Here is a 25,043-nt window from a genome sequence, read left to right on the forward strand (position 1 = left end):
ATGAATATTATTAATGCAATCTTTAATGTCGTAACAGGTTTTTCTAGCGAACTTAATCGCAGTTCGCATGGGCTAAATCGTGCCAATCAAATGGGCGGGGCATTGGAAGAATGGGTGAAAGATATTTTTGCCAATACCGCACATATAGACAATGAGCAAGAAAGGCTATTTCGCTTATCTCAGGTATTTAGCTATTTGGGCAACCAAAATAACCCACCCGACATCATCCTAAGAAGTGGCGATGCCATCGAAGTGAAAAAGGTTACTAGCAAGGATGCTACTTTAGCCTTAAACAGCTCTTATCCAAAAAATAAGCTCTTTGCTAATTCACCGCTAATCACCCAAGCATGTCGCCAATGCGAAGAAAATTGGACACAAAAAGACATTTTATATATTGTTGGTGTAGTTCCAAAAAGCCAAACTCTACACAGCTTATTCATGGTGTACGGTGAAGACTATTGTGCAGACCCCAGTACTTACGAAAGAATACGCCAAGCAATATCCACAGGTATTCAAACCATACCTGATATTGAATTTACATCAACTAATGAACTAGCAAAGGTCAAAAAAGTTGATCCCTTGGGGATTACCGATTTGCGTGTCCGTGGTATGTGGTCTATTACTAGCCCCTTTAAGGTTTTTGATTATATTTACCAAAGAGATTTTACCAAATCTTTTAATTTTGCCTGTATTATTAATCAAGAAAAATATCAGTCATTTAATAATACTTTTTTAATTGAAAATTTAATTAGTCATGTTGATGGGTTTAACATTCAAGATGTTTACATTAAAAATCCCAACAATCCAGCCCAATTAAAATTAGCCAAGTTAATTAGTTTTAAAGTATGAAAATTATTAGTTTATTTAGCGGTTGCGGTGGTCTTGATTTGGGATTTGAAAAGGCAGGATTTGAAATATCTGTTGCTAACGAATATGACAAAAGCATTTGGGCAACCTTTAAAGCCAATCACCCCAATACCAAGCTTATTGAAAGCGATATTCGCAATATACCAGAAGAAGATTTCCCAAATGATATTGATGGAATTATCGGTGGACCGCCTTGTCAATCTTGGTCAGAAGCTGGTGCTTTGCGTGGCATTAATGATGCTCGTGGCCAGTTATTTTATGACTATATCCGTATTTTAAAAAACAAACAGCCAAAATTCTTTTTGGCAGAGAATGTTAGTGGTATGCTTGCCAACAGACACTCGGACGCTGTTCAAAATATCTTAAAAATGTTTGATGAATGCGGTTATAATGTAACTGTTAATATGGTAAATGCTAAAAACTATGGCGTTGCACAAGAAAGAAAGCGTGTTTTTTATATTGGTTTTCGCAAAGACCTTAATATAGACTTTCAATTTCCTGTTGGTTCAACAATAGAAGATGACAAAAAAATCACACTAAAAGACATTATTTGGGATTTGCAAGACACTGCTATTCCAGCACTTGACAAAAACCAAAAAAATCCAAATGCTATTAATAATAATGAGTATTTTATTGGTAGTTTCTCACCTATTTACATGAGCCGAAATCGTGTCAAAGCATGGCATGAACAAGGCTTTACGGTGCAGGCATCAGGTCGTCAATGCCAACTGCACCCACAAGCACCAAAAATGGAAAAGTACGGCACAAATGATTGCCGTTTTGTTGTTGGCAAGGAACATTTATACCGAAGAATGACCGTCAGAGAAGTTGCTAGAGTGCAAGGTTTTCCAGATGATTTTAAATTTATTTATCAAAATGTCAATGATGGATATAAAATGATTGGAAATGCTGTGCCAGTTAATTTAGCTTACGAAATTGCAATTGCGATTAAAGATCAATTATCAAACCCATGAATTATACCACCCTACCCCAGTGGTCATTTGGCGACACTCCCCAGATGGCGGATGCGCTATTAAAGCTTGTGTTGGATGGCAAAAAAACCGCTACTTGTACGGCTTTAGATTGGCACTTAGCAGAGCCACTACCGCCTGTGGGCAGCCTACAAGTCATCACCGATGGGCAAAATATGCCTGCTTGCATTATCCAAAATACCGCGCAGTTTATCATTCGCTTTAACGAAGTGGATGAAGCTCTTGCCCAAAAAGAAGGCGAAGGTGATTTATCGTTGGCGTATTGGCGAGCAGAGCATCAACGATTTTTTGAGCGATTTGGTATCTTTGATGATACAATGTGGCTAATTTTTGAAGAATTTACTGTGATTGAGATTTTATGACTTGGTCGCCAAGCTCATCATTTTAAGCTGTCAGTGAAGCTGATTATATAGAGTAAACAGGAGTAAGTTGGCGGTATGACAGCTGCAGCATTAACGATTTAAACTCAGACGCTCAACGTCCATCAATCCCACCCATCAAGGCAAAGGCTGCGCAAACAAGCTTTGCCCAAAAGTTGGGTGTATAAAACTTCAAAAGAATCCATGCAAACGACAGGCTTAAAACATCGCTATAAATTGGTAATATACCCATGACAGAACACGGTTTAACTCGAGTGCGCGCCGATAAATGGCTGTGGGCGGCACGATTTTTCCGTACTCGTAGCCTTGCCAAAGAAGCCATCGAATCTGGCAAAGTGCATATGAACGGTGCCAAAATCAAAGTCAGCAAAGAGCTGCAAGTCGGCGATACGCTCACCGTTCGCCAAGGACATGCCACACGCCTTGAAGAAAAAACAATCATCGTCAAGGCATTGTCCGAAAATCGCGGTAATGCCACCCTTGCAGCGACCCTGTATGAAGAAACTGACGAAAGTAAAACTCAGCGTGCTTTTATGGCTGAACAACGAAAGCTAATGAATTTGGCGCGTCCAGACAGCCGACCTGACAAAAAGCAGCGCCGAGAATTAAATAAATTCAAACATCATTGGTAATGACTATGACCACACCACGATCGATTCTTTTTGTTTGTTTGGGTAATATCTGCCGAAGCCCATCCGCTGAAGCTGTGATGCGCACCAAACTGACTCAGCTTGTCCCTGATATCCATTTGGATTCAGCAGGGACGGCGGGCTATCACATCGGCAATCCCCCCGATCCACGCGCCATTGTCATTGGTCAGTCGCTTGGTTTTGAGTTGGACAAACTGCGCGCACGCCAAGTTTCTTGGGAAGATTTTTATGAGTTTGAGCTGATCTTTGCGATGGATGAGACCAATTTATCAGACTTACAAACCCTTCAAAAAACTGCCATCATGCATGCTGATGGTCGAGCGGTGGCACAGCTTGATTTATTTGATCCTACCGGTCAGTCGGTCGCCGACCCTTATTATGGCGATGAGCAAGACTTTAAGCAAATGTACGCCCATCTTCAGCGCATTGCCGATCAGCATATCGCTAAATGGCAGCTTGATTGATCACGCTTCGCCTGCGACTGATTGACTTGCCAAGCCTGCTACCGCTATAATGCAATCCATTTCCCACCATTCGACACATGACATGCTTGATACTTACCAAAATTATGACCTGTCTTCGATGAATACCATGGCGCTGTCTTCTGTTGCAGATTCAGCGGTGGTGATTCACGATAAAGCCGCGTTACCAACACTTAAGCTGGATCAGACTTGGTTTGTGCTATCAGGTGGCAGTAATGTTTTGTTGCCAAGCAGGCTTCATGCTACCGTGGTTTTGCCTCGTATGATGGGCAAGCGTGTACTGTTTGAAGATGACAAAGAAATCATCTTAGAGGTGCAAGCAGGTGAAAATTTTCATGATTTGGTGACCGACTGTGTTCATAAAGGCTGGTACGGGCTTGAAAATCTAGCCCTAATTCCAGGGCTTGTCGGCGCCGCCCCTGTCCAGAATATCGGCGCTTATGGTGTGCAGCTTGAAGATGCCTTGGTGGGTGTGCAGGCATATGAGTGGGCAACCAAGCGATTTAAACAGCTGCCCAAGCAAGACTGCGCTTTTAGCTATCGCCACAGCATTTTTAAAGATGAACCAAATCGCTACTTAATTTGTGCGGTGACACTTCGATTACACAAAGACCCAACACGCATTCTAAGTAGCTATGGCGATCTGCATACATATGCAAAACAGCTGGCAAATAATGAGGGCCGGACTGCCATCACCACCACAGATGTATATCATGCGGTCATCGCCATCCGTCAAAGCAAACTGCCCGACCCAAAAGTTTTGGCCAACTGCGGCTCTTTTTTTCAAAATCCGATCATCTCGGTAGAGCATTATCAAAGACTGTGTATGGATTATCCAACTTTACCCTGTTATCCTGTCACGAATGCTTCGGTTAAAGTGCCTGCAGGATGGCTGATTGACCAAGCCGGGCTCAAAGGTCAAGGCGTGCCACCAATATTAACCCACACCAAACAAGCGCTTGTTTTGACCAATCATGCACCGCTGAGTGCCACCCAAGAGGACATCAAAGCTGCAGCCGATGTCATTATCGCTGCGGTTTATCAAAAATTTGGCATCACCTTAGTGCGTGAACCTGTCTGGATCAATGCTGATGGCAGCTACAATTAACAGACCAAAAAAGCCGGCTTCCGCCTTACGGCGCATGGCATCAAAAGTCTTAAAAGTCATTGCACTGGGTGGCGCTGTGATTATTATCGGTGCAGCGAGCGCTTTGACGCCTATGTTTGCTAATGTTGGCGGCGGTCTGCTCAATCTGTATTCTGCCCTCACCCTACCTGCCGTCCAAGATGAAGCCAAAAGCATCGTCGTGCTCGGTGGTGGATTGACCAAAAACCCAACTGGCGCAATCAGTCTAAACCACTTCACCCAAAGCCGTGCAGATGCCACCATTCGCCTACATGAGACGCATCCTTTGAGCATTATTACCAGTGGGGCTGAATCGCCATGGCTGCGCGACTATTTGATTGAGCACATCGGCAAGGCTAAGGCAGTGATCATTAACGAAAACGCCAGTATGAATACTTGCGAAAATGCCGTTTTTACCGCCAAATTACTCAGCTATCACGAGCTACCAACGACAGTGTATTTGGTGACAGATCGCTATCATATGGCTCGAGCGCGTCGCCAATTTGCCAAAGCGGGCATCGCTACCATACCTGCACCTGCACCTCTTGCCATCAGTACCAGTTGGCAAAATCCTAAAGACAATTTGATCCATACGCGCCGCACCATCTATGAACTGGCAGCGCTGGCGCGAGACATTGCCATTCCCCAAACCAATTGTCGCACCACCGATGAGATCAGCATCGAAGAGATCAGCACCCCTCGCCGTCAGCCCAAATTATTTTTATAACCGCTTTTTTATAACCGCTTGGATTAATTTGTCATAAAAATCTTAGCATGATGACAGCCTACAATTCGCGATCAGTGCTCAAATATGACAAAATTGTGCCAATTTTTATAAAAAATCCTTGCATTTGTAAAAAATTCGTCTATAATACGACGCATTGGAAGCTTGGCAGAGCGGTTGAATGCACCGGTCTTGAAAACCGGCGTGGGTTCATAGCCCACCGAGAGTTCGAATCTCTCAGCTTCCGCCATATTTTTTTATTGACACACCGCTTACGGAAGCTTGGCAGAGCGGTTGAATGCACCGGTCTTGAAAACCGGCGTGGGTTCATAGCCCACCGAGAGTTCGAATCTCTCAGCTTCCGCCATTATTCAAATCGCCTTATCTTATAGATAAGGCGATTTTTATTTTTGAGAGTATTTAGGCTCACTTAGATGAATTAAAATACCAAAGATGCCGTGGCATTATTTGCCAATTAATCAAGATTTTTTATAGAAAATTTGCTAAAATTATCGGTTTATTTGATCAGAATTTTCCACTTTTATAATTTATCCATAGGCAATCGATGAACATTCAAGCAATTTTAAACACTAAAATTAAAGAGGCGATGATCGCAGCCGGCGCAGGCAGCGAGGTTGAGGCATTGGTGCGTCAATCCAATAAAGCACAATTTGGGGACTATCAAGCCAATGGCATCATGGGTGCTGCCAAAAAACTGGGTATGAATCCGCGAGAATTTGCCCAAAAGGTGCTTGATCATTTAAGCATTGACGATATCGCCGATAAGCTTGAGATTGCAGGTCCTGGATTTATTAATATTTTCTTAAAAAATGAGTGGATATCTGCCCATGCCAATCAAGCCAACATCAGCAGCGCTTTGGGTGTAACTGCTGCCCAAACTGACACTGTGGTGGTTGATTATTCTTCTCCAAATGTCGCCAAAGAGATGCATGTCGGTCATCTGCGCTCAACCATCATCGGTGACAGCGTCGTGCGTACGCTTGAGTTTTTGGGTAATACCGTCATCCGCGCCAACCATGTGGGCGACTGGGGCACGCAGTTTGGTATGCTGATTGCTTATCTTGAAAAGGTAGAAAATGATGATGCCAAGGATTTGGATTTATCTGATTTAGAGGCGTTTTATCGCGCGGCAAAACAAGCCTATGACAGCGATGAAGCCTTTGCTGAAAAGTCGCGTCATTATGTGGTCAAGCTCCAAAGCGGTGATGAGTATTGCTTGGCAATGTGGCGAAAGCTTGTGGACATCACCATGGCGCAATGTCAGCGCACCTATGACCGCCTGAATGTCACCTTAACGCGTGACGATACCATGGGTGAAAGCCTATATAATCCAATGCTTCCCAAGATCGTTCAAGCACTCAAAGACAAAGGCTTGGCGGTCGAAGATGACGGCGCCGTGGTGGTCTTTTTGGATGAATTTAAAAATAAAGAAGGCGATCCGATGGGCGTCATCATCCAAAAAAAGGATGGTGGCTATCTTTACACGACCACCGACATCGCCGCGGCAACTTACCGCTATCAGACGCTTCACGCCGACCGCGTGATCTTGTTCACCGATGCGCGCCAAACCCTGCACGCTCAGCAAGCATGGCTGATCACACGTAAAGCGGGATTTGTGCCTGATGAATTTATCATGGAGCATTTTACCTTTGGTATGATGCTTGGTAAAGATGGCAAACCTTTCAAAACACGCACAGGCGGCACAGTGAAGCTTGCCGATCTGCTTGATGAGGCGATCGAGCGCGCGACCGCTTTAATTGACCAAAAAAATCCCGATCTTAGCGCCGAAGAAAAGCAGGCTGTGGTCGAGGCAGTTGCTATTGGTGCGGTCAAATATTCTGACCTTTCCAAAAATCGTAACACTGACTATGTGTTTGATTGGGATAATATGTTGTCATTTGAGGGCAATACCGCACCTTATATGCAATATGCCCATACGCGCGTTCGCTCGATTTTTGCGCGTGCAGGGCTTGATATGGCAGCCATCAGTGGTGAGATCGTAATCAGCGAAGATAAAGAGCGAGCCTTGGCGGTCAAGCTGCTTCAATTTGAAGAAGTGCTGTTATTGGTTGCCAAAGACGGTCTGCCACATCTATTGTGCCAATACCTGTTTGAATTGGCGGGCATTTTCTCAAGTTTTTATGAAGCCTGCCCAATCCTAAGTGTTGATGATGAGATCAAGGCTTCTCGCCTGCTGCTTGCTGCGCTTACCGCCAAAACCTTAAAACAAGGTCTTGATTTGCTTGGCATTAAGACCGTAGAAAAAATGTAAAGCGCGTTTTCATCCCCTGATATCTTCAGGGGGTGATTTTTAGCACAAGCCATCTTAGCATTCATGATTGCCTGCTGCCTTTACTGTTTTGGCGATATTTTGTGCTACAATATTGATCAATCGGTTGACATCCAAGGTGTGATATGTATAGCGTTCATCATGAGCCGCATTTTAGTAATCGCAACAATTGGCTGCGCGCAACTGTGCTTGGCGCCAATGATGGCTTGATCAGCACCGCAAGCTTATTGATGGGCGTGGCAGCAGCAGGAACACAAACCCAAACTTTGATTCTGACTGGCATGGCATCGCTCATCGCTGGCGCCATCAGTATGGCGGCGGGTGAATATGTATCGGTTTCCTCACAGTCGGATACCGAGCAAGCAGACCTACTCAAAGAGCAGCATGAACTTACCCATAATCCCGAAAGAGAGCTTATGGAGCTCACCGAGATTTATAAGCGGCGCGGTCTTGATGCCAAGCTTGCTAAGAAAGTTGCGATCGCCTTGACGGAGCATAACGCACTTGAGGCGCACGCTCGTGATGAAATTGGGCTCAATGACGAGACCGCAGCCAATCCGCTCCAAGCAGCCATCGCATCTGGCTTATCTTTTATCGCTGGGGCGATATTACCTGTCTTGTGCGTGTATCTTGCCTCGCATGAGGTGCTGATCGGTGCCTTATGGGCGACGACGCTGATTGGACTGGCAGCACTGGGATATTTATCAGCACGCCTCGGCGGTGCCAAACCCTTGCCTGCTGTCATTCGCATTATCATCTGGGGCGTGATAGCCTTGGCAGCCACTCAGCTTATCGGTCAGCTTTTTGATGTGACTATGGCTTGATGAGCCTATAAATTTGACATGAGCTAACATTGATCAGCATCGGTCATGATGTTTATGTTTAATGTATCTGCGTTAGCAAAATCGTGATTGATTTAAAATTTACTACGCTTAGCATCCTTAAACCAATCAAAGCCAAGCATCGCCATCATCATAGGAATCATAAAATACAGCACCTGAAATTTACCCAAGCCGATTAGTGATAAAACTGGCGCAGGACAAATACCCACCAAGCCCCAACCGACGCCAAATATGGCAGCGCCAACAATAAGCGCTTTATCAATGTGTGCGGCGGTAGGTAAATCAAACTTAGCATCATGATATGTCCGTGAATGATGCACGGCAAGCTGAAAAGGAATGATGGCAACACCAATCGCCCCCAGCATGACCAATGCCAAGCTTGGATCCCACTCACCAAAAATATCCAAAAAACCAATCACTTTGGCAGGATTTGCCATACCTGACAACAACAGCCCTGCCCCAAATACCATCCCAAAAATCAGCGCACAGATATTTTTTATTTTAGTCGTCATATCAGCCTCGTAAATATCGCATCACAGCAACCGTTATAATCCCCGTCAGCAAAAAAGTCGCAGTCGCAGCCATAGAGCGGCGCGACAGCCGAGCCATGCCACAGATACCATGCCCGCTCGTACAGCCTGAGCCTAATCGTGTGCCAATTCCAACGAATATACCTGCAACGCCCAGCAGCCAAGCAGGCGCAGTCAGCCTAATCTCACCCAAATCCACCAAACCAAACGCTCGAGCCATCAGGGCAGCCAAAGCAATACCGATCAAGAAGAGCAAAGTAGGAGAGGCTTTGGTTTTAGGTAAAGTCGCCATCATGCCACTGATGCCCACGATTCTACCTGTGCTATAAAGATAACCTACGGAGGCAATGCCGATCAACACACCGCCCATCAGCGCCGATACGTAATCATTCATACAATGCTCACTGTTTTATAATTTATATTATTATAATATATATTTTTATATATTAATAGAAATTTTTTGCTGATTATGCTAGGATGGGCAAGATTTTTTATGGAAAAAAATATGAAAGAGAGGCTGCTTTGAGCGACATAAATTTTACACAGCTGCCTAAGGCTGTTTCTGTACTAAAGCTGCTTGCCAACCCCGATAGATTAAAGATCGTTTGTGTGCTTGAAAGGCAGGCTTTGAATGTCGGTGAGATCGCGGCGCTGACCAATATCTTGCAGCCCACCTTATCGCAGCAACTGGGTATTTTGCGTCAAAGCGGGCTACTTAGCACCAAAAAACAAGGCAAATTTGTCTATTATCAGCTTGCAGATGATAAAGTCATGCACCTTATCGGTTCTTTGCATGAGCTATATTGTCAGCCTTAATACCATCAAATAAAATCAACGATAGCGTTATGAATTGATCATCTTATCTGATTGATTTAGTTGATTGTTTAAATATTTTGAATTGTCTTAGTTATGAATAACTCCCAAGCTTTTATCAAGGGCTGCCAATCGGGACTGCCTGTTGCTTTAGGCTACATTCCGGTGGCGATTGCTTTTGGTATGGCGACAACGGCTGCCGGCTTCCCAACTTGGATCATCATTGCGATGAGTGTCTTCATTTATGCCGGTGCCAGTCAGTTTTTATTATTCGCCTCGATCATGAGCGGCGCAAGCGTGCTTGCCGTGGTAGGCTTATGTGCTTTACTTGACAGTCGTCACCTGCTGTACGCGCCCTTGATGAAGCGTCATCTTAGATCAAGTGATGGCATGATTTGGATTGCTCCGCTAATCACAGACGAAGTCTTTGCCACCGCCATGGCAAAATTAAAAGGTATTGACAATCAAAAGCCTTGGCTGATTGGACTGGCTGTCGTATCGTGGGTGTCTTGGTGGGGCGGTACCATCATCGGTGTTTTTGGCGGCAAATTATTGGCAGACTATCCGGTGATGAGTGCCACGATGAATTTTGCTTTTGTGGCGTTATTTGTTTCATTATCCACACACGCCTATGTCAGCGAACCTAGATTTCGCCCTGCTTTGATCATTGCAGCAGTCATTGCAGCGCTGTGTGTGTCTGCTGATCATAGCGAAATTGCACTGCTTGTGGCAGGATTTGGTGGCGTTCTAGCGCATTTTTTATTAGTTAAATTATTGAATTATTAAGTCAAACTATGCTCAATGAATCTGGGTTTTATACGCTGCTGATAGCGGTTGTCTGTATGGCGATCTTGACCGCCCTTTCACGATCTTTACCATTTTTACTGCCTGATGATTCCGCCATCATTCGCTTTTTTACGGCTGAGAACTCGCCTTTTGCCCCCTTGGGCGGCGCAATTATTATTGGCATGACTGTGGTACTTGCCATGCCATTTTTTACAGAGTCTGCGGATAATAGCCCACTCATCGCCAGTATTTTGGGTATCGTAGTGACCATGATTGCTACCATCAAAGGCATCAATACTGGCATGAGCGTCATCATCGGCATGGCGGGATTTTTGGTGGGTGTGGGTATCGAAAAGTGGCTATTTTAATGATAAAAGTTTTAAAGATAAAAGCCACTTGTTACCAAACATCAATACAACCCAATCAAGCCAAGAGCGCAAGTATTTACCAATAGTTTTCTACCGCAATATTGCCGACACCACGGCGATTCATGCTAAGCCCTTGTGCTTTGAGCGCTTCTTTGGTGTCTTCAACCATTTGTGGATTACCGCACAGCATGACATGCGCTTGGTTGTCGAGCGAAACACTGGCTGCCTTGGCAAGCTCACCATTATGAATTAAGCTAGGAATACGCTCAGACAAGCAGCCAGCGATTTTTTCACGCGTCACGATGGATATATAGTGAAAACGAGCAGGATCATCGACCAATCCCCCAAAGCTTGCTTCTAATGATCGGATTTTGTCTTGATACGCCAATTCGCTTTGGGTACGCGCACTGTACACCAGCACAATGTCATCATAATGCTCCCAAGCATACAAATCTTGTAAAATGGATAAAAATGGTGCAAGCCCCGTTCCAGTTGCTAACAGCCACAATGTTTTTGGGGTCGGTTCTTGATAGCGCGATAGCGTCAAAAATCCAAATGGCGTGGTGTTCAGATATAGTTGATCACCTGCTTGCAAATATTGAAGCTGCGAAGTAAACTCCCCATCCGGCACCACCACCGAAAAAAATTCAAGTGACTCATCATAAGGAGACGATACCACGGAATATGCACGAAAAATCGGGGTCAGCTCCTCAGATTTGGGCTGATCTTGATAATAAATCAGCTCATCTGCACGCAGCCCCAACCGTACAAATTGCCCTGCCTCAAACCGAAAACCCTCAGGTCTGGTCGTCGTAAAACTAAACAAATTGGGCGACCAAACTGTCTTTGATAGCACCGTCAATGCCACTGCTTTGTCATCACTCATAAGTGTCTCTTTATAGTTTTAATCTTAATGACCAATGTCATCTTCATCACAGACATCAGCCGTTTCATCGTGTATTTTGACCGATAATTCAGCTTTAGTCAAATCATCACGCCCCCATCAGACGCCAAAAACCACCTTAAAATCACCGCTTGAAAAATTGATCAACATCCCCATATAGATCAGCAGTATAGATTTTTATCACAACTGTTAAAGGAAATTGTATGGCTTTTAAAGACATGACAGGGCAAAAAGTCCCAAACGCTGTATTTCGTACGCGCCAAGGTGATCAGTGGGTGAATGTTAGCACTGATGAGCTTTTTGGTGGCAAGAAAGTAGTGGTTTTTTCATTGCCGGGTGCGTTTACGCCGACATGCTCATCGACGCATCTACCGCGCTATAATGAATTGGCAGGTGAATTCAAAAAATTGGGCGTTGATGATATTTTATGTGTCTCGGTGAATGACACCTTTGTGATGAATGCTTGGGCAGCTGACCAAGAAAGCGATAAAATTACTTTGATCCCAGATGGGAATGGTGAATTTACCGAGGGTATGGGTCGCTTGGTAGGCAAAGAGGATTTGGGCTTTGGTAAGCGTTCATGGCGTTATTCAATGCTAGTTGATGATGGCGTGATTGTCAAAATCTTTGATGAGCCAGAAAAAGACGGTGACCCATTTGAAGTTTCTGATGCCGATACCATGATTAAATTCTTAAATCCTGACTGGGAAGACAAGCCTTCAGTGACCATCATCACCAAGCCAGGCTGTGCTTTTTGTGCCAAAGCTAAAGAAGCTCTGAAGTCTCGTGGCGTCGCTTATGAAGAAGTGGTACTTGGCCGAGATGCTAGTATGACAAGTGTTCGCGCCATTACTGGTCGTGAGACCGTTCCGCAAGTCTTTATCGGAGGCAAACACATCGGCGGTTCTGAAGAGCTTGAAACTTATTTGGCAAGTGATGACTGCGCCGTTTAATTTTCTGACGATACGATAAAAAGAGCTTACAACTAAGCTCTTTTTTTTATTTGATCTTTAACTGCCAGTGATATGATTAAGACTGATACACCCCTATAAATAAGCACCCATTTGGGCGCTTATTTATCTTTATGATACTCAGATCACTTATAGCATCACAGCTCTGGCAGCCATTTGCATCATCGCTTCGGGTAGCACACCAAAGACAACGATCAGTGCAGTGATAATCATCACCATCACTCCACCTGCCTTTATACCCCAATGCTGATGCGCATCGAACTCAAGGTTGGCTTTAGGTTTTTGGTACAAATTGACCAAAACGCGCAAATAATAATATAGGCCAATGGCGCTACCCAAAATAATCATGCCGGCTGCCCAAAAGCGTACGCCTTGTACAGCTGCAAAGAACATGGTAAATTTGGTAATAAATCCTGCCGTCAGCGGAATACCTGCCAAAGACAGCAGCATCACAGTCAATACCGCCGTTAGCACAGGACGGCGCCAAAATAATCCTTGATAAAAACGCAGATCGTCAGCTTCGCCACTGATAGAAGTGCGTCCGCGCTCACGGTATGGGCTTGACATAAGAGTGATTACCCCAAACGCCCCAATCGATGTCAGCGCATAAACCGCCATGTACATACTCACCAAAGGCAAGCTGCCCGCACCGATCGATAAAAGTGCAATCAAAGCATAGCCAATGTGCGCAATCGAAGAATATGCAAGCATACGCTTGATGTTATTTTGACGAATTGCCAGCAAGTTACCCAACAAAATGGACAAAACAATGACAACAACCAAAATCATATCAAAAGCTGGCATGGCGGTGGACATACTACCCACAAAGAATCTGAGTGCAAGCGCCATCATAGCTACTTTACTTACACTTGCTAAAAAAGCAGCAATCGGTGCTGGCGCGCCTTCATAGACATCTGATACCCATGAATGAAATGGCGCTGCTGATAATTTAAATGCCACAGCTGCCAACATCATCACCGCCCCAACCACACTCAAGCTAGACAAATTGCCAACCAAAAGATTTCTTGCCAAATCTTTGAAGAATAAAGCACCTGTATCAGCAAAGATCAGCGCCATTCCCATGAGTAACGTCGCGGAAGCTGTGGCGGACATGATCAGATATTTTAAACCTGACTCAAGCGATCTAGAGCGCAAGAAAGTATATGCTAACATGCCATACATCGGCACAGACAGTAGCTCAAGCGACATAAAAAACGCCGCCAAATGCTCTGCGCCTGTCATCAGCATCGCCCCTAAGGTAGAGATCAGCATGAGCAAATACAGCTCATCTTTATGATCTTTTAATGTCTCAAAATAGCCATAGGCCAATGTACAACAAGCCAGCGCTGCGATCAAAATCACGCCCATATTAAAAATCGCAAAGCCATCAAAGACAAACAGCCCACCAAAAGATGCACCTGCAGGTACCAAGCCTAACGCTTGAGCGACAACTGCCAGCAAGGCAATGTTCAGACCTGAGACGCTGAGCGTTGCTGTCCAAAAATGAGAGCGCTTGACAGCAATGGCAATCATCACAATGAGTGCAGTGAGCGCCACCACCACAGCAGGCAGTATCGATAAAATAGATTCAAAAATCATAGGATTCATGATTATTCTCCCTGCTTGGTTTGGTGATCGTGGTGGTGCTCATGATCTGCGTGATCATGATCGTGATGATGGTCAGACCCTTCATGATGATGCAGACCAGCGTCATACCCTTGGCCATGCAGCTCATGGTGATGGGCGTGCATATAATCGCCCATATTCCCTTCAATTAGGCGAATGCCATGCCTAGGCTCAGTCACCATGGTCACATCATGGGCATAAGCACTTGCGATCCACTGCATCGATCCTTCAGATTTATCCATGACAGGCTGAGGATACAAGCCAAGCCACACCAATCCAATCGCCAAAGAAAGCAGCAGCGCCAATTCACGCTTGCCCAAATCTTTTAGCGTGCCATGATTTTGTTTCACCAATTCAAGCGTGGTATTTTGACCGAATAATGCACGATAAATCATAATCAAAGAATACAAACCTGCCATCACAAGGCTTGCTGTGGCAAGCGTAACAAAGATCGGATGTTTGGCAAAAGAACCAATCAAAATCAAAATCTCACCGATAAAGTTACCCGTACCAGGTATGCCTAACAATGCCGCGCTAAAGAACATGAGCAGCGGTGCAATATAGCGAAATTGACCCCACATACCGCCCATCAAAGTCATGTCACGCGTATGCAGGCGCTCGTATAATTGACCCGCCATGATGAATAGCGCCGCACTTGAAAGACCATGCGCAATCATCTGCACCATGAGTCCCTGTAACGAAATCAGACTGCCATCATAGATTGCCAAAACGACAAAGCCCATGTGCGATACGCTGGTATAAGCCAATAGACGCTTAATATCCGTCTGCGCAAACGCCAAAAATGCGCCATAAAATACACCGACCATACCCAAAGTGATCGCCACCGGCGCAAATTCTGCCGAAGCATTTGGGAACAGTGGAATCACAAAGCGCAACAAGCCAAACGCCGCAGTCTTAATCAAAATCCCAGCCAAGTCTACCGAGCCTGCCGTGGGCGCCTGGGCGTGCGCATCTGGCAGCCAGCCATGCAAAGGGAAGACTGGCAGCTTAACAGCGAAACCAATAAAGAAGCAAAGCATGATGATGTATTCCCAACCACCCAGATCTACACCCAAGAGGTCATGATAATCAAAACTTAGCACCCCAGTATGGCTAAAATGAATGATGACCAGCAATAAAATGCCAATCAGCATAATCAAGCCTGAGGCTTGTGTATAAATGAAGAATTTGGTAGCTGCATATTCTTTGGTCTTACCACCTGTAGCATTATGCCCCCACAGCGCGATCAAAAAGTAGATCGGCAGCAGCATCAATTCCCAAAAGAAGAAAAATAAAAACAAATCAATGGCTAAAAATACGCCAATCACGCCGCCTAGTGACCACAGCAAATTAAGATGAAAAAATCCGACGCGGCGCTGAATTTCACCCCACGAACAGCCCACCGCCATGATACCTAAAAACGCCGTCAGAGCAATCATCAGCAAAGACAAGCCATCCATAGCCAAATGAAATTTAATGCCAAAACTTGGAATCCATGGCAGGATAAACTGCGCCGCCCAAGGTAAGGTCTCGCCACTGACAGGCGCATCTGTCACCAGTAGCGTATTAAAATTTCCTTGCTGCCACAGCACCAAAGTCAATGCAAAAGTAATGATCATGCCGATCAGCGCAATCCAGCGCGGCAATCGATCACTGACTTTTTCAATTAACCAGCATAATAAGCCTGCAATAAATGGAATTGCGATCAATGCTGGCAGTATCCAGTTTTGTTCTAATGCCATGTTACACCACCACCATCAATGCTAAGATTAAAATAACCGCCAGACCTGCACCAAAGCCGATGGCATGAGTGCGCAAAAGCCCAGTTTGAGTTTTTGTTGTTAATTTATTACCCAATGATGCGCCCAGAGGTAAGATATTAATCAGGCGATCAATCGGATCGGATTTCAAGATCTTGGCAATGCCTAAAAATGGCTTAACAAAAACAATGTCATACAAAGCATCAAAACCCAAACCATGATAACACCAATGATACAGCGCACCGCCTAGACGAGTTTGTTTGAAACTGTTAAGCAGTCTGCCTTGATTAAGCGCATATAACACCACGCCTAGCGCCAAACCTGCCGCCATAAATGCCATTGCGATATATTCAGCGGTATGTTTGGCATCTGCATTACCTGCTTGCTCAAGCAGCTGACCTGCGCCCAGCGGCAGCACATCATTCAATGGCGGCATGATCATCGCGCCGATACCTGTTGAGAGCACCAATAATACAGATAAAGGTAGCCAATAGGAGATGCCTGAGAGTTTTTCAGCATGGGTTTTTTCTTCACCAAAAAAGGTGATCCATATCAAGCGGAAAGTATAAACAGAAGTCAAAAACGCGCCAAAGACACCTGCCCAAAATAAGGTCTGATAGCCACTGGCATAAGCTTCCCAAAGAATCGCTTCTTTAGAATAAAAGCCGACAGTCACCCAAGGCAGTGCTACCAGTGCGCCACCACCGACGACAAAGCAGGCAAACACCAAAGGAATTTTCTTTGCCAGTCCGCCCATCTTAAAGATGTTTTGCTCGTGATGTACTGATAAAATCACCGCGCCAGAGGCCAAGAACAGCAGCGCCTTAAAAAACGCATGCGTCATCAGATGGAAAATGGCAGCTTGCCATGCACCAACGCCCAAAGCAATAAACATATATCCCAGCTGACTCATAGTTGAATAAGCCAAAATACGCTTGATGTCTGTTTGTGCTAACGCACAAAATCCAGCCACCAGCATTGAGATAGCACCAACGCCGCCCACCCAGTACAGTAAAATTTCAGGTGTTAAGATAAACACAGGATGCATGCGAGCGATCAAATACACCCCTGCTGTTACCATAGTCGCAGCGTGAATGAGCGCAGATACAGGCGTAGGACCTGCCATCGCATCAGCAAGCCAAGTGTGTAATGGGATTTGAGCTGATTTACCCCAAGCACCACCAACAAGCATCATCGCAGCCAGCACCAAGTTTGGGTTATTGACACCAAACATCTCTGGGGCACGCGTGATGATTTCGCTGATCGTTAGCGTGCCAAATTCACGGAATAATATAAACAGACCAATCGCCAAGAAGACATCACCAACGCGCGTCACTGTAAATGCTTTAATGGCGGCACGTCCATTGGCACGCTCATGAAAATAAAATCCAATCAAAAGATACGAACAAATACCTACGCCTTCCCAGCCAAGATAAAGTAGCAATAAATTATCCGCCTGTATCAGCAATAACATACTTGCAACGAATAAATTCAGATAACTAAAAAATCTGGCAAATCCTGCCTCGCCGTCCATGTACCAAGAAGCGAACAGATGAATCAAAAAGCCAACGCCAGTGATGATGCCTGTCATCGTTAGAGTCAAGCCATCAAACGACAAACCAAACGCCGGCGCAAATTCACCCACTTTTAGCCATGTCCACAAAGGAATATTAACCACCTGTCCTGAATAGTTTTGTAAATAATCCACAGATGCTATGGCGGCTGCAATGGCTGATAGCAGCATCGAGCCGACACCCACGATGGTCGCCGCCAGTTGAGAAAGGCGATCGCGCAAGCTAGCTAAAATTAAAAATCCAATGAGTGGGCAAATAAAAGTCCACATCAGCATACTCATATCTTACCCCTTTAACTTATTGGCTTGATTGACATCGAGATTTCTAAAGCGGTGATAGAATTGGAGCAAAATCGCCAGTCCAATCGCCGCCTCAGCTGCCGCCAGTGTCAGCACAAAAATAAACATGATTTGACCATCAGCACTGCCCCACATATTGCCGCCGACTACAAATGCTAAGGCGGCAGAGTTCATCATAATCTCAAGACTCATCAACATAAATAAAATGTTGCGACGAGCCATCACACCCGCCAAACCGATGGCAAAAAGTAATGCCGATAAAATCAGCGCATGTGAAGCAGGGATGCCCAAGCCTGCCAATGCCACGCCCGCTTGAGCGCTTGCTTCATTAACTGCTGCTATGGTCATCAAAAACCCCCTTTGCGCTTTGTATGGTCTGTAAATACGGGACCATCTGGCTGATGATTGGCTGCATGAGCACCATCTTCTGACTCTTGGTAGTGGCTAAAATTCTCATCATCAAGCGCTTTTTTGCCCAAATGATATGCCGCAACCAACGCTCCAAGCAATAAAAATGCTGCTACTTCCACCAATAACACATATTGGGTAAATAAGCTGATACCAACCTGCTTGGGGTCAATGGTATTGCCGGACAACGACACTGCTGCAGTTGGAGAGCTCAAAATAAATGCCGTCAGCACCCCACCAATAATCAGTGTCAAGCACACAGGCGTCGCCCAAGCGCTTGAGCTAAGCCAAGTTTTTTCTTCGCTCATGTCCGTGCCCAGATTAAGCATCATGATCACAAAGACAAACAGCACCAAAATCGCGCCAGCATAAACAATGACTTCAAGAACGCCTGCAAAAGGCGCACCCAAAATAAAGAAAATTCCTGCCACCGCTAAAAGCGATACAATCATCGATAAAATGGCATGGACAGGATTGGCGTGTGTCACCACCCTAAAACTGGCAAATACAGCCACTGCTGCCAGCGCATAAAAGCCAACCACATTGGCATCGCTGAGCCATTGTAATAATACATTCATCATGGTAATAAACTCCGCACATCAACCGGTGCCGCTTCATTTTGATGCGACCCTTTGGGTTGATTTTCGGTCGCCATCCCTGTTACTCGATAATAGTTATAATCAGGATATTTGCCGGGACCTGAGATCAGTAAATGCTCTTTTTCATACACCAGATTTTGGCGGTTATACTCACCAAGCTCAAAATCAGGTGTCAGCTGAATGGCGGTTGTCGGGCAAGCTTCTTCACACATGCCACAAAACACGCAGCGGCTAAAATTAATTCGGAAAAATTCAGGATACCAGCGTCCATCTTCGCGCTCTGCTTTTTGTAAACTGATACAGCCTACCGGGCAGGCAACTGCGCATAAGTTACAAGCAACACAGCGCTCATCACCATCAGGATCACGCGTCAAGATAATCCGTCCACGAAAACGCGGCGGTACTGGTACCGGCTGTTCAGGGTATAAAATCGTGTCGCGTGGTCTGAGCGCATGGGTATTGACCATCCACATTGAACGGACGATACTAGCGATGCCAACTGCCGTATTTTTTAGAGTTGAAAGCATGATATCACATCCTTATTGTACGGAAAGTATGACGGCAGCCGTCACAAGCAAATTCACCAATGTTACCGGCAGACAGACTTTCCAGCCAAAATTCATCACCTGATCATAGCGTGGACGCATCAAAGAACCACGAGCCAAAACAAACAAGGTCATAAAAAATAATGTCTTGACCATAAACCAAATCACCGGTGGAATAAAAGGTATCTCAAGCCCAAAAGGCGCAAGCCAACCCCCAAAGAACAAGCAAGTCATGAGTGCTGAAATGACGACCACATTAACATACTCGCCAATAAAGAACATGCCAAACTTCATGCCAGAATATTCCACATGATAACCTTCGGCAAGTTCTTGCTCTGCTTCTGGCTGATCAAAAGGATGGCGATGCGTCACTGCAACCCCTGCAACCACAAAGGTCAAAAAACCAAAAAACTGAGGGATCACATTCCAAACCACGGTTTGGGCTTCGACAATCTCACGCAGGTTAAATGACCCTGCCATTGCCACCACGCCCATTAAGGATAGTCCAAGAAAAACTTCATAACTGATGGTTTGGGCAGACGATCGAAGACCGCCAAGCAACGAAAATTTATTGGCAGAAGCCCATCCGCCAAACATCACTGCATACACCGCCAAGCCTGCCATGGCAAAGAAAAATAAAATACCAATATTCCAATCTGCCGCCCCTAAGGTTGGGGATAATGGAATGATGGCGAAACTTGCCAAAGCAGTAAACATGGCAATGGCAGGTGCCAATGTAAAGATCTTTTTATCGGCAAACTCAGGCGTCCAATCCTCTTTAAAGAAAATTTTTAACATATCCGCTACCAGCTGCAGCGACCCTTGCCAGCCGACACGGTTTGGACCATAGCGATCTTGCCAAAGCGCAAGCATACGGCGCTCATAGACGATCATTAAAGCAGCAACCATCACCAAGCCAAGAAAAATGACCAGTGCCTGCACCACCAAAAATACCAATGACCAAACATCAAAGCTCATCGTATTGGTTAAAAATGAGGGCATCTCTGGGATAATACGAATCGTCATCACACGCTCTCCATGACTGGGGTGACGCGCACCGGTGTTTCACTCGCCTTAAATAAAGGACTACGATATGTCTTTGAAAGATTTTTTAGGCTTGACACATAGCTTGGCTCAAAAATCTCTGCCACTGAGTCTGCTCGCTTAATTTTTGTTGGCACTCTAGGGCTCAGCGGCACGACGCCTGCACCATAGCCAATACATCCATCAGGAATGTATTCACTGATAATAACAGGTAGGACAATTTCCCCATAGACCGAATCGATCGCCAACAAATCCCCTGCGCGAACCTGCCAAAGATCAGCGTCTTCTTTATTAACATACCAACCAGTCGGTTTTATTTGATTGGCGACAATTAGGCTACGGCTTGTCATCGCACTGGCACTAAATAGATTATGAATTGGAACAAGTCGCACCACGCCGTTAAAGACACTGGTATTTGGGACATCTTGGATCATTGAGCGCGACGAAGTATAGCTTTGGGTGGTTTTGGGCAAATGATCAAATAAGCGCACGCCCACATCACCACCTTTGAGCTTTCCGCCCACTTTATCTTGATATTTATTCCATGCCTGCGGCGAGTTCCAGCCTGCTGCCCAAGCAAATGGAATGCTGGCAGGATTGGTTTGAGTGCCAACATATCCTTCCATCGAAAATGTCAAAGCGGTATCGAGATCTTTTGGCTGCATCGGCTCATGAACCGATAAAGGTGCGCGCAGTGCTGTACGACCAGAGTAGCGACGCGGCTCACGCGCGATCTTCAGACCCGTAATGCGATAGTCCGCTGCTGGTGCAGCCTCTTGAATCAGCGCCAAATCATCGTGATGTGCCACGATATCAGCAATCACTTCGTCCAAATGTGCCGCACTGGCAGTCTTACCAGACTCATAAGCCAGCGCATACAGCCATCTCCAGCCTTCTTTGATGTCACTGGTCGGCTCATAATATTTTTTATCATAAACTTGGAAGAAGCGCTGTGCTCGACCTTCTGCCGAGATCAAAGTACCATCTGCTTCTGCAAAGCTGGCAGAAGATAGCACCATGGCAGCTTGGTCATGCCATGGATAGCTTTGATGATCTAAAGCGATCACCGTTTTATCTGCGATTTTCTCCAGTACATTAATGCCAACGCTTTGGCTTAGATCGTTCTCAAGCACGATTAGCACATCAAAATCTTCTGCCAAAACCTCTTCGATTGATCTACCGCCAAGCAGCGACAAGCCGACACTATTAGCGGCAGGCAATGCCAAATAAATCGCTGCAATCGGTGTAAAATGCTCATCAAGCGCCTTAGGCTGCGGCTGGCTGATTTGTGCTTGCTCGACCTTATCGGTTTGAGTGTCAGGATGTTCAGGCTTCGCTGCCAGCTGCGGGTCGTGACTTGGCATATCTGCTGCATGAGCTTGCTCATATGCCGCCAATTCATCAGCGTTAGTTTTTTTGATGGCGCGGCGTTTATTGCTTAAAGCTTGAGAAACAAAGCCGGCAGCATCAATGACTTGCGGTGATTGTAATGAAACACCAGAGATGATCAGCGGCTGATTGGCAGAGACCAAATCCACAGCGATTTGATAAGCAAGCTCAAGCATCTGAGCGTCAGCGGCGATTTGGGGCTTTTGAAGATTATCCAAATGCACATCAAAGCTTTCGATGATTTCACCCACCAAATAGCCCAATCTTGCCACATCTTCGATGGTTGCCACGACAGAGACTTTGGCGATATCGTCCAGTTTGGTATCGACCACATCCACCACATAGATGGGGCTATACTCAGTTTGCCCGATACGCTTAACTGGTTCGGCAAGCCAATGATCTGTGCGCAAGGCAGTTGCCATGGCTTTGGCTTGATTTTTTGCTGCTTGGCGTACGGACAATGCCACACGGGCTGACGTTTGAGTGATGTCTTCACCCAAAATTAATACCGCATCCGCCTGCTCAATTTGAGCCACAGAAGGATTATAAATATCTTGGTTACGCAAAAGCTGAACCGCCTGATCCGTCAAAGACTGCATCGCCATCGTCTGACCGGTGCTATATCGCGCATCACCCACCAGTTTTTTGAGTGCAAAATTATTTTCAAGGCTGGTGTGGATACTGCCGATACCGATGACTTTTTTGTCTTGAATGATTTCAAGGACACGATCAAGTGCCGCATCGGCGCTCAGCTCAACTCTCCCTGACGGAGTGTTTTGATAAGGGCGGATAGGTCGATCTGCTCGGTTGACATAGCCATAGCCAAAGCGTCCGCGATCGCATAAAAAGTAACCATTCACGTCATGATTATAGCGGTTCTCGATACGACGAAGCTCGCCGTAGCGCTCGCCTGCTGAGATGTTACAGCCGGTGGAGCAGCCATGACAGACACTGGGCGCGTACTGCATATCCCACTTGCGATTATAGCGATCAGAATGGGTCTTATCGGTGAATACACCTGTTGGGCAAACTTCAGTTAAGTTACCGCTAAACTCACTTTCAAATTGACCGTCTGCTTCACGACCAAAATAGACGCGATTATTTGACGCATACACGCCCATATCTTCACCGCCGGCATAGTCTTTATAAAAACGTACGCAGCGATAGCAGGCGATACAGCGGTTCATTTCATGATTGATAAACGGGCCTAAATCTTGGTTATGATGCGTTCGCTTGGTGAAGCGATAGCGGCGCTCACGATGCCCTGACATATAGGTCATGTCTTGCAAGTGGCAATGACCCCCTTCTTCACAAGTTGGGCAATCGTGGGGGTGGTTGGTCATCAAATATTCAACAATGCGCTTACGAAACCCTTTGGCTTCTTCATCATTGACAGAGATGTACATATCATTGGTGGGCGCAACCATGCAGCTCATCACCAATCGTCCACGCCCTGCTTCATAGTCTTCAGCACTGTTGTATTGCTTGACTGCACACTGACGGCACGATCCCACAGAACCCAAAGCAGGATGATAACAAAAATAAGGAATATCAATGCCAAGCGACAAACAAGCTTGTAATAGGTTATCGGCGCTATCAACCTCGACCGTCTTACCATCAATATGAATGACTGCCATCACTCGCTCCCCACTGCATCCACCGAGATTTCGGCTGAATTAATCTTATTGTCAAATTCATGACGGAAATATTTTAATGCACTCATCAAAGGCTCCATCGCCCCTGGCGCGTGCGCACAAAATGTCTTACCAATCCACAAATCGCGCGTCAGCTCAGACAGTTTATCGATATCTTCAGGTCTGCCTTCGCCTTTATCGATAGCATCTAGCATCTTCACGCCCCAAGGTAAGCCATCACGGCATGGCGTACACCAGCCGCAGCTTTCACGCTGAAAGAACTGTTGCAGATTTTTTGATAAACTCACCATATCCTGGGTTTCGTCCACCACCATCATCAAGCAAGTACCAAGGCGCGAGCCTGCTTTCATGATCGGTTCAAAATCCATCACCAAATCCAAATGCTCATCGCTTGCGGTCAAAAAGTCCGTACTGGCGCCACCTGGTAGCCATGCTTTAAGCTTCAGCCCCTCTTGCATACCGCCTGCCAATTCGATCAGCTCTCTTGCGGTGTAGCCAAAAGGCACTTCCCAAAGCCCTGCATCTTTGACTCGTCCTGAGACGCCCATGATTTTGGTGCCCGGAGTGTCAGACTTGCCTTTGGCTTTTGGTAGATTCAAATACCAATCCACGCCATTGATCATAATCGCTGACATATTATTGAGCGTCTCAACATTATTGACGACTGTGGGTCTGCCCCACGCTCCCGAGACTTGGGGAAATGGCGGCTTGGTGCGCGGGTTGGCACGGCGACCTTCTAGGCAGTTGATGAGCGCTGTCTCTTCACCGCAAATATATCGCCCCGCCCCTGTATGCACATGCAGCTCAAAATTAAACTGGCTGCCTAAAATGCCCTCACCCATCAAGCCATGCTCATGCAGCTCTTTGATTGCTGCTTCAAGTCGCTTGGCTGCCAAGATGTATTCACCACGAATAAAGATATAACCCACCGACGCACCGATGGCATAGGCACTGATCAGCATCCCCTCGATCAGCTGAAATGGCAAGCGCTCCATCAATAGGCGGTCTTTGAATGTGCCAGGTTCCATCTCGTCAGCATTACAAATCAAATAACGCACGCCTCCATCTGGTGGCGTCATAAACGTCCATTTCAAGCCTGCGTTAAATCCTGCCCCGCCGCGGCCACGCACATTGGCATTTTTGATCATCTCGCCCACTTCTTTGGGGGTTTTGCTTAGGGCAATTTTTAGACCATCAAAACCTTTTAATGCCAAATAATCAGCCAACTTTAAGACAGCATTTTGATGAAATAAACGCCAAGTCAAGGGATGAGTCTCACAAGTCGGCTCTTGACCTTCTGCCAAGCCCACGCCATAGATCGGTATGCGCTGACGATTGAGCTGACTTGGGGCAAGCCCTTCTTTGCGCGCCTGTATCTGTTCTGCCACGCTCATCATG

The 25,043-nt window shown here is 45.8% G+C and carries 25 protein-coding genes and 2 tRNA genes; 15 read left to right on the forward strand and 12 right to left on the reverse strand.

The genetic code is table 11. From position 1 onward, the window contains the following. The 11 genes from B0180_RS07870 to B0180_RS07920 all read left to right on the forward strand — a co-directional run bounded on the left by B0180_RS07870 (position 1) and on the right by B0180_RS07920 (position 8,356). Positions 1–849 (forward strand): NgoPII family restriction endonuclease, encoded by an 849-nt coding sequence (locus B0180_RS07870; protein WP_078256421.1) that lies wholly within the window; start codon positions 1–3, stop codon positions 847–849. Next, entirely contained in the window at positions 846–1,841 is a 996-nt protein-coding gene (locus B0180_RS07875; RefSeq protein WP_078256422.1) for a DNA cytosine methyltransferase, read from the forward strand. The genes B0180_RS07870 and B0180_RS07875 overlap by 4 nt, the downstream gene beginning before the upstream one ends. Then, positions 1,838–2,221, forward strand: coding sequence for an ASCH domain-containing protein (locus B0180_RS07880; protein ID WP_078256423.1), 384 nt, complete (start codon positions 1,838–1,840; stop codon positions 2,219–2,221). Before B0180_RS07875 ends, B0180_RS07880 begins: the two co-directional genes overlap by 4 nt. Positions 2,222–2,469: 248 nt before the next feature. Next, positions 2,470–2,871 carry an RNA-binding S4 domain-containing protein gene (locus B0180_RS07885; RefSeq protein WP_078256424.1) on the forward strand — a complete coding sequence of 134 codons (402 nt, stop codon included), beginning with the start codon at positions 2,470–2,472 and terminating at the stop codon, positions 2,869–2,871. Between the two features lie 5 nt (positions 2,872–2,876). Further along, a complete protein-coding gene (locus B0180_RS07890; RefSeq protein WP_078256425.1) occupies positions 2,877–3,353 on the forward strand; it encodes a low molecular weight protein-tyrosine-phosphatase in 477 nt (158 codons plus the stop codon). A gap of 49 nt (positions 3,354–3,402) precedes the next feature. Continuing rightward, positions 3,403–4,479 carry a UDP-N-acetylmuramate dehydrogenase gene (gene murB, locus B0180_RS07895; protein WP_078256426.1) on the forward strand — a complete coding sequence of 359 codons (1,077 nt, stop codon included), beginning with the start codon at positions 3,403–3,405 and terminating at the stop codon, positions 4,477–4,479. Then, the gene (locus B0180_RS07900) at positions 4,463–5,224 is read left to right on the forward strand and encodes a YdcF family protein (RefSeq protein ID WP_078256427.1); all 762 of its coding nucleotides are present in this window, start codon (positions 4,463–4,465) and stop codon (positions 5,222–5,224) included. The genes murB and B0180_RS07900 overlap by 17 nt, the downstream gene beginning before the upstream one ends. Before the next feature lie 156 nt (positions 5,225–5,380). Further along, positions 5,381–5,471 (forward strand) — tRNA-Ser (locus B0180_RS07905). 26 nt (positions 5,472–5,497) lie between these two features. Continuing rightward, a tRNA-Ser gene (locus tag B0180_RS07910) sits at positions 5,498–5,588 on the forward strand. Between the two features lie 198 nt (positions 5,589–5,786). Further along, positions 5,787–7,514: an arginine--tRNA ligase gene (gene argS, locus B0180_RS07915; RefSeq protein WP_078256428.1), complete on the forward strand. Its 1,728-nt coding sequence runs from the start codon at positions 5,787–5,789 to the stop codon at positions 7,512–7,514. Between the two features lie 143 nt (positions 7,515–7,657). Continuing rightward, on the forward strand, positions 7,658–8,356 hold the full coding sequence (locus B0180_RS07920) for a VIT1/CCC1 transporter family protein (RefSeq protein WP_078256429.1): 699 nt from the start codon (positions 7,658–7,660) through the stop codon (positions 8,354–8,356). A gap of 92 nt (positions 8,357–8,448) precedes the next feature. Here B0180_RS07920 and B0180_RS07925 read toward each other — a convergent pair whose 3' ends face one another. Together B0180_RS07925 and B0180_RS07930 are read right to left on the reverse strand one after the other, a co-directional pair. Then, positions 8,449–8,874 carry a YeeE/YedE family protein gene (locus B0180_RS07925; protein WP_078256476.1) on the reverse strand — a complete coding sequence of 142 codons (426 nt, stop codon included), beginning with the start codon at positions 8,872–8,874 and terminating at the stop codon, positions 8,449–8,451. A 13-nt stretch (positions 8,875–8,887) separates the two neighbouring features. Continuing rightward, complete coding sequence (locus tag B0180_RS07930) at positions 8,888–9,298, reverse strand: YeeE/YedE family protein (protein WP_078256430.1); 411 nt, start codon at positions 9,296–9,298, stop codon at positions 8,888–8,890. 128 nt (positions 9,299–9,426) lie between these two features. On the opposite strand from B0180_RS07930, the gene B0180_RS07935 reads away from it, so the two are divergent. The 3 genes from B0180_RS07935 to B0180_RS07945 all read left to right on the forward strand — a co-directional run bounded on the left by B0180_RS07935 (position 9,427) and on the right by B0180_RS07945 (position 10,871). Continuing rightward, positions 9,427–9,720, forward strand: coding sequence for an ArsR/SmtB family transcription factor (locus B0180_RS07935; protein ID WP_420866060.1), 294 nt, complete (start codon positions 9,427–9,429; stop codon positions 9,718–9,720). Positions 9,721–9,813: 93 nt separating this feature from the next. Further along, a complete protein-coding gene (locus B0180_RS07940; protein WP_049236113.1) occupies positions 9,814–10,503 on the forward strand; it encodes an AzlC family ABC transporter permease in 690 nt (229 codons plus the stop codon). Between the two features lie 8 nt (positions 10,504–10,511). Beyond that, the gene (locus B0180_RS07945) at positions 10,512–10,871 is read left to right on the forward strand and encodes an AzlD domain-containing protein (protein WP_078256432.1); all 360 of its coding nucleotides are present in this window, start codon (positions 10,512–10,514) and stop codon (positions 10,869–10,871) included. Between the two features lie 76 nt (positions 10,872–10,947). Here the strand turns inward: B0180_RS07945 and B0180_RS07950 are convergent, their stop codons facing one another. Then, the gene (locus B0180_RS07950; RefSeq protein ID WP_078256433.1) at positions 10,948–11,757 is read right to left on the reverse strand and encodes a ferredoxin--NADP reductase; all 810 of its coding nucleotides are present in this window, start codon (positions 11,755–11,757) and stop codon (positions 10,948–10,950) included. Between the two features lie 221 nt (positions 11,758–11,978). On the opposite strand from B0180_RS07950, the gene B0180_RS07955 reads away from it, so the two are divergent. Next, complete coding sequence (locus B0180_RS07955; protein WP_078256434.1) at positions 11,979–12,728, forward strand: glutathione peroxidase; 750 nt, start codon at positions 11,979–11,981, stop codon at positions 12,726–12,728. A 147-nt stretch (positions 12,729–12,875) separates the two neighbouring features. Here B0180_RS07955 and B0180_RS07960 read toward each other — a convergent pair whose 3' ends face one another. Genes B0180_RS07960 through B0180_RS08000 form a run of 9 tightly spaced genes read right to left on the reverse strand, consistent with a single transcriptional unit; the run spans position 12,876 to position 25,039 of the window. Next, entirely contained in the window at positions 12,876–14,354 is a 1,479-nt protein-coding gene (locus tag B0180_RS07960; RefSeq protein ID WP_078256435.1) for an NADH-quinone oxidoreductase subunit N, read from the reverse strand. A 2-nt stretch (positions 14,355–14,356) separates the two neighbouring features. Beyond that, a complete protein-coding gene (gene nuoM, locus B0180_RS07965; protein WP_078256436.1) occupies positions 14,357–16,114 on the reverse strand; it encodes an NADH-quinone oxidoreductase subunit M in 1,758 nt (585 codons plus the stop codon). A gap of 1 nt (position 16,115) precedes the next feature. After that, the gene (gene nuoL / locus B0180_RS07970; RefSeq protein WP_078256437.1) at positions 16,116–17,987 is read right to left on the reverse strand and encodes an NADH-quinone oxidoreductase subunit L; all 1,872 of its coding nucleotides are present in this window, start codon (positions 17,985–17,987) and stop codon (positions 16,116–16,118) included. A gap of 3 nt (positions 17,988–17,990) precedes the next feature. Beyond that, positions 17,991–18,353: an NADH-quinone oxidoreductase subunit NuoK gene (nuoK, locus tag B0180_RS07975; protein WP_114800442.1), complete on the reverse strand. Its 363-nt coding sequence runs from the start codon at positions 18,351–18,353 to the stop codon at positions 17,991–17,993. Beyond that, positions 18,353–18,994 carry an NADH-quinone oxidoreductase subunit J gene (gene nuoJ / locus B0180_RS07980; RefSeq protein WP_078256438.1) on the reverse strand — a complete coding sequence of 214 codons (642 nt, stop codon included), beginning with the start codon at positions 18,992–18,994 and terminating at the stop codon, positions 18,353–18,355. The genes nuoK and nuoJ overlap by 1 nt, the downstream gene beginning before the upstream one ends. Beyond that, the gene (gene nuoI / locus B0180_RS07985; protein ID WP_049236127.1) at positions 18,991–19,539 is read right to left on the reverse strand and encodes an NADH-quinone oxidoreductase subunit NuoI; all 549 of its coding nucleotides are present in this window, start codon (positions 19,537–19,539) and stop codon (positions 18,991–18,993) included. The genes nuoJ and nuoI overlap by 4 nt, the downstream gene beginning before the upstream one ends. 12 nt (positions 19,540–19,551) lie before the next feature. Further along, positions 19,552–20,583: an NADH-quinone oxidoreductase subunit NuoH gene (gene nuoH, locus B0180_RS07990; protein ID WP_078256439.1), complete on the reverse strand. Its 1,032-nt coding sequence runs from the start codon at positions 20,581–20,583 to the stop codon at positions 19,552–19,554. After that, a complete protein-coding gene (gene nuoG / locus B0180_RS07995; RefSeq protein WP_078256440.1) occupies positions 20,583–23,627 on the reverse strand; it encodes an NADH-quinone oxidoreductase subunit NuoG in 3,045 nt (1,014 codons plus the stop codon). The genes nuoH and nuoG overlap by 1 nt, the downstream gene beginning before the upstream one ends. After that, positions 23,627–25,039 carry an NADH-ubiquinone oxidoreductase-F iron-sulfur binding region domain-containing protein gene (locus B0180_RS08000; RefSeq protein ID WP_078256477.1) on the reverse strand — a complete coding sequence of 471 codons (1,413 nt, stop codon included), beginning with the start codon at positions 25,037–25,039 and terminating at the stop codon, positions 23,627–23,629. The genes nuoG and B0180_RS08000 overlap by 1 nt, the downstream gene beginning before the upstream one ends. Positions 25,040–25,043 lie beyond the last annotated feature (4 nt).

Source organism: Moraxella canis, from assembly GCF_002014965.1.
GTDB classification, from domain to species: domain Bacteria; phylum Pseudomonadota; class Gammaproteobacteria; order Pseudomonadales; family Moraxellaceae; genus Moraxella; species Moraxella canis.

Coding starts and splice junctions, on each gene's coding strand:
- B0180_RS07870 (WP_078256421.1), top strand. CDS start 1: ATGAATATTATTAATGCAATCTTTAATGTCGTAACAGGTTTTTCTAGC.
- B0180_RS07875 (WP_078256422.1), top strand. CDS start 846: ATGAAAATTATTAGTTTATTTAGCGGTTGCGGTGGTCTTGATTTGGGA.
- B0180_RS07880 (WP_078256423.1), top strand. CDS start 1,838: ATGAATTATACCACCCTACCCCAGTGGTCATTTGGCGACACTCCCCAG.
- B0180_RS07885 (WP_078256424.1), top strand. CDS start 2,470: ATGACAGAACACGGTTTAACTCGAGTGCGCGCCGATAAATGGCTGTGG.
- B0180_RS07890 (WP_078256425.1), top strand. CDS start 2,877: ATGACCACACCACGATCGATTCTTTTTGTTTGTTTGGGTAATATCTGC.
- murB (WP_078256426.1), top strand. CDS start 3,403: ATGCAATCCATTTCCCACCATTCGACACATGACATGCTTGATACTTAC.
- B0180_RS07900 (WP_078256427.1), top strand. CDS start 4,463: ATGGCAGCTACAATTAACAGACCAAAAAAGCCGGCTTCCGCCTTACGG.
- argS (WP_078256428.1), top strand. CDS start 5,787: ATGAACATTCAAGCAATTTTAAACACTAAAATTAAAGAGGCGATGATC.
- B0180_RS07920 (WP_078256429.1), top strand. CDS start 7,658: ATGTATAGCGTTCATCATGAGCCGCATTTTAGTAATCGCAACAATTGG.
- B0180_RS07930 (WP_078256430.1), bottom strand. CDS start 9,298: ATGAATGATTACGTATCGGCGCTGATGGGCGGTGTGTTGATCGGCATT.
- B0180_RS07940 (WP_049236113.1), top strand. CDS start 9,814: ATGAATAACTCCCAAGCTTTTATCAAGGGCTGCCAATCGGGACTGCCT.
- B0180_RS07945 (WP_078256432.1), top strand. CDS start 10,512: ATGCTCAATGAATCTGGGTTTTATACGCTGCTGATAGCGGTTGTCTGT.
- B0180_RS07950 (WP_078256433.1), bottom strand. CDS start 11,757: ATGAGTGATGACAAAGCAGTGGCATTGACGGTGCTATCAAAGACAGTT.
- B0180_RS07955 (WP_078256434.1), top strand. CDS start 11,979: ATGGCTTTTAAAGACATGACAGGGCAAAAAGTCCCAAACGCTGTATTT.
- B0180_RS07960 (WP_078256435.1), bottom strand. CDS start 14,354: ATGAATCCTATGATTTTTGAATCTATTTTATCGATACTGCCTGCTGTG.
- nuoM (WP_078256436.1), bottom strand. CDS start 16,114: ATGGCATTAGAACAAAACTGGATACTGCCAGCATTGATCGCAATTCCA.
- nuoL (WP_078256437.1), bottom strand. CDS start 17,987: ATGAGTATGCTGATGTGGACTTTTATTTGCCCACTCATTGGATTTTTA.
- nuoK (WP_114800442.1), bottom strand. CDS start 18,353: ATGACCATAGCAGCAGTTAATGAAGCAAGCGCTCAAGCGGGCGTGGCA.
- nuoJ (WP_078256438.1), bottom strand. CDS start 18,994: ATGATGAATGTATTATTACAATGGCTCAGCGATGCCAATGTGGTTGGC.
- nuoI (WP_049236127.1), bottom strand. CDS start 19,539: ATGCTTTCAACTCTAAAAAATACGGCAGTTGGCATCGCTAGTATCGTC.
- nuoH (WP_078256439.1), bottom strand. CDS start 20,583: ATGACGATTCGTATTATCCCAGAGATGCCCTCATTTTTAACCAATACG.
- nuoG (WP_078256440.1), bottom strand. CDS start 23,627: ATGGCAGTCATTCATATTGATGGTAAGACGGTCGAGGTTGATAGCGCC.
- B0180_RS08000 (WP_078256477.1), bottom strand. CDS start 25,039: ATGAGCGTGGCAGAACAGATACAGGCGCGCAAAGAAGGGCTTGCCCCA.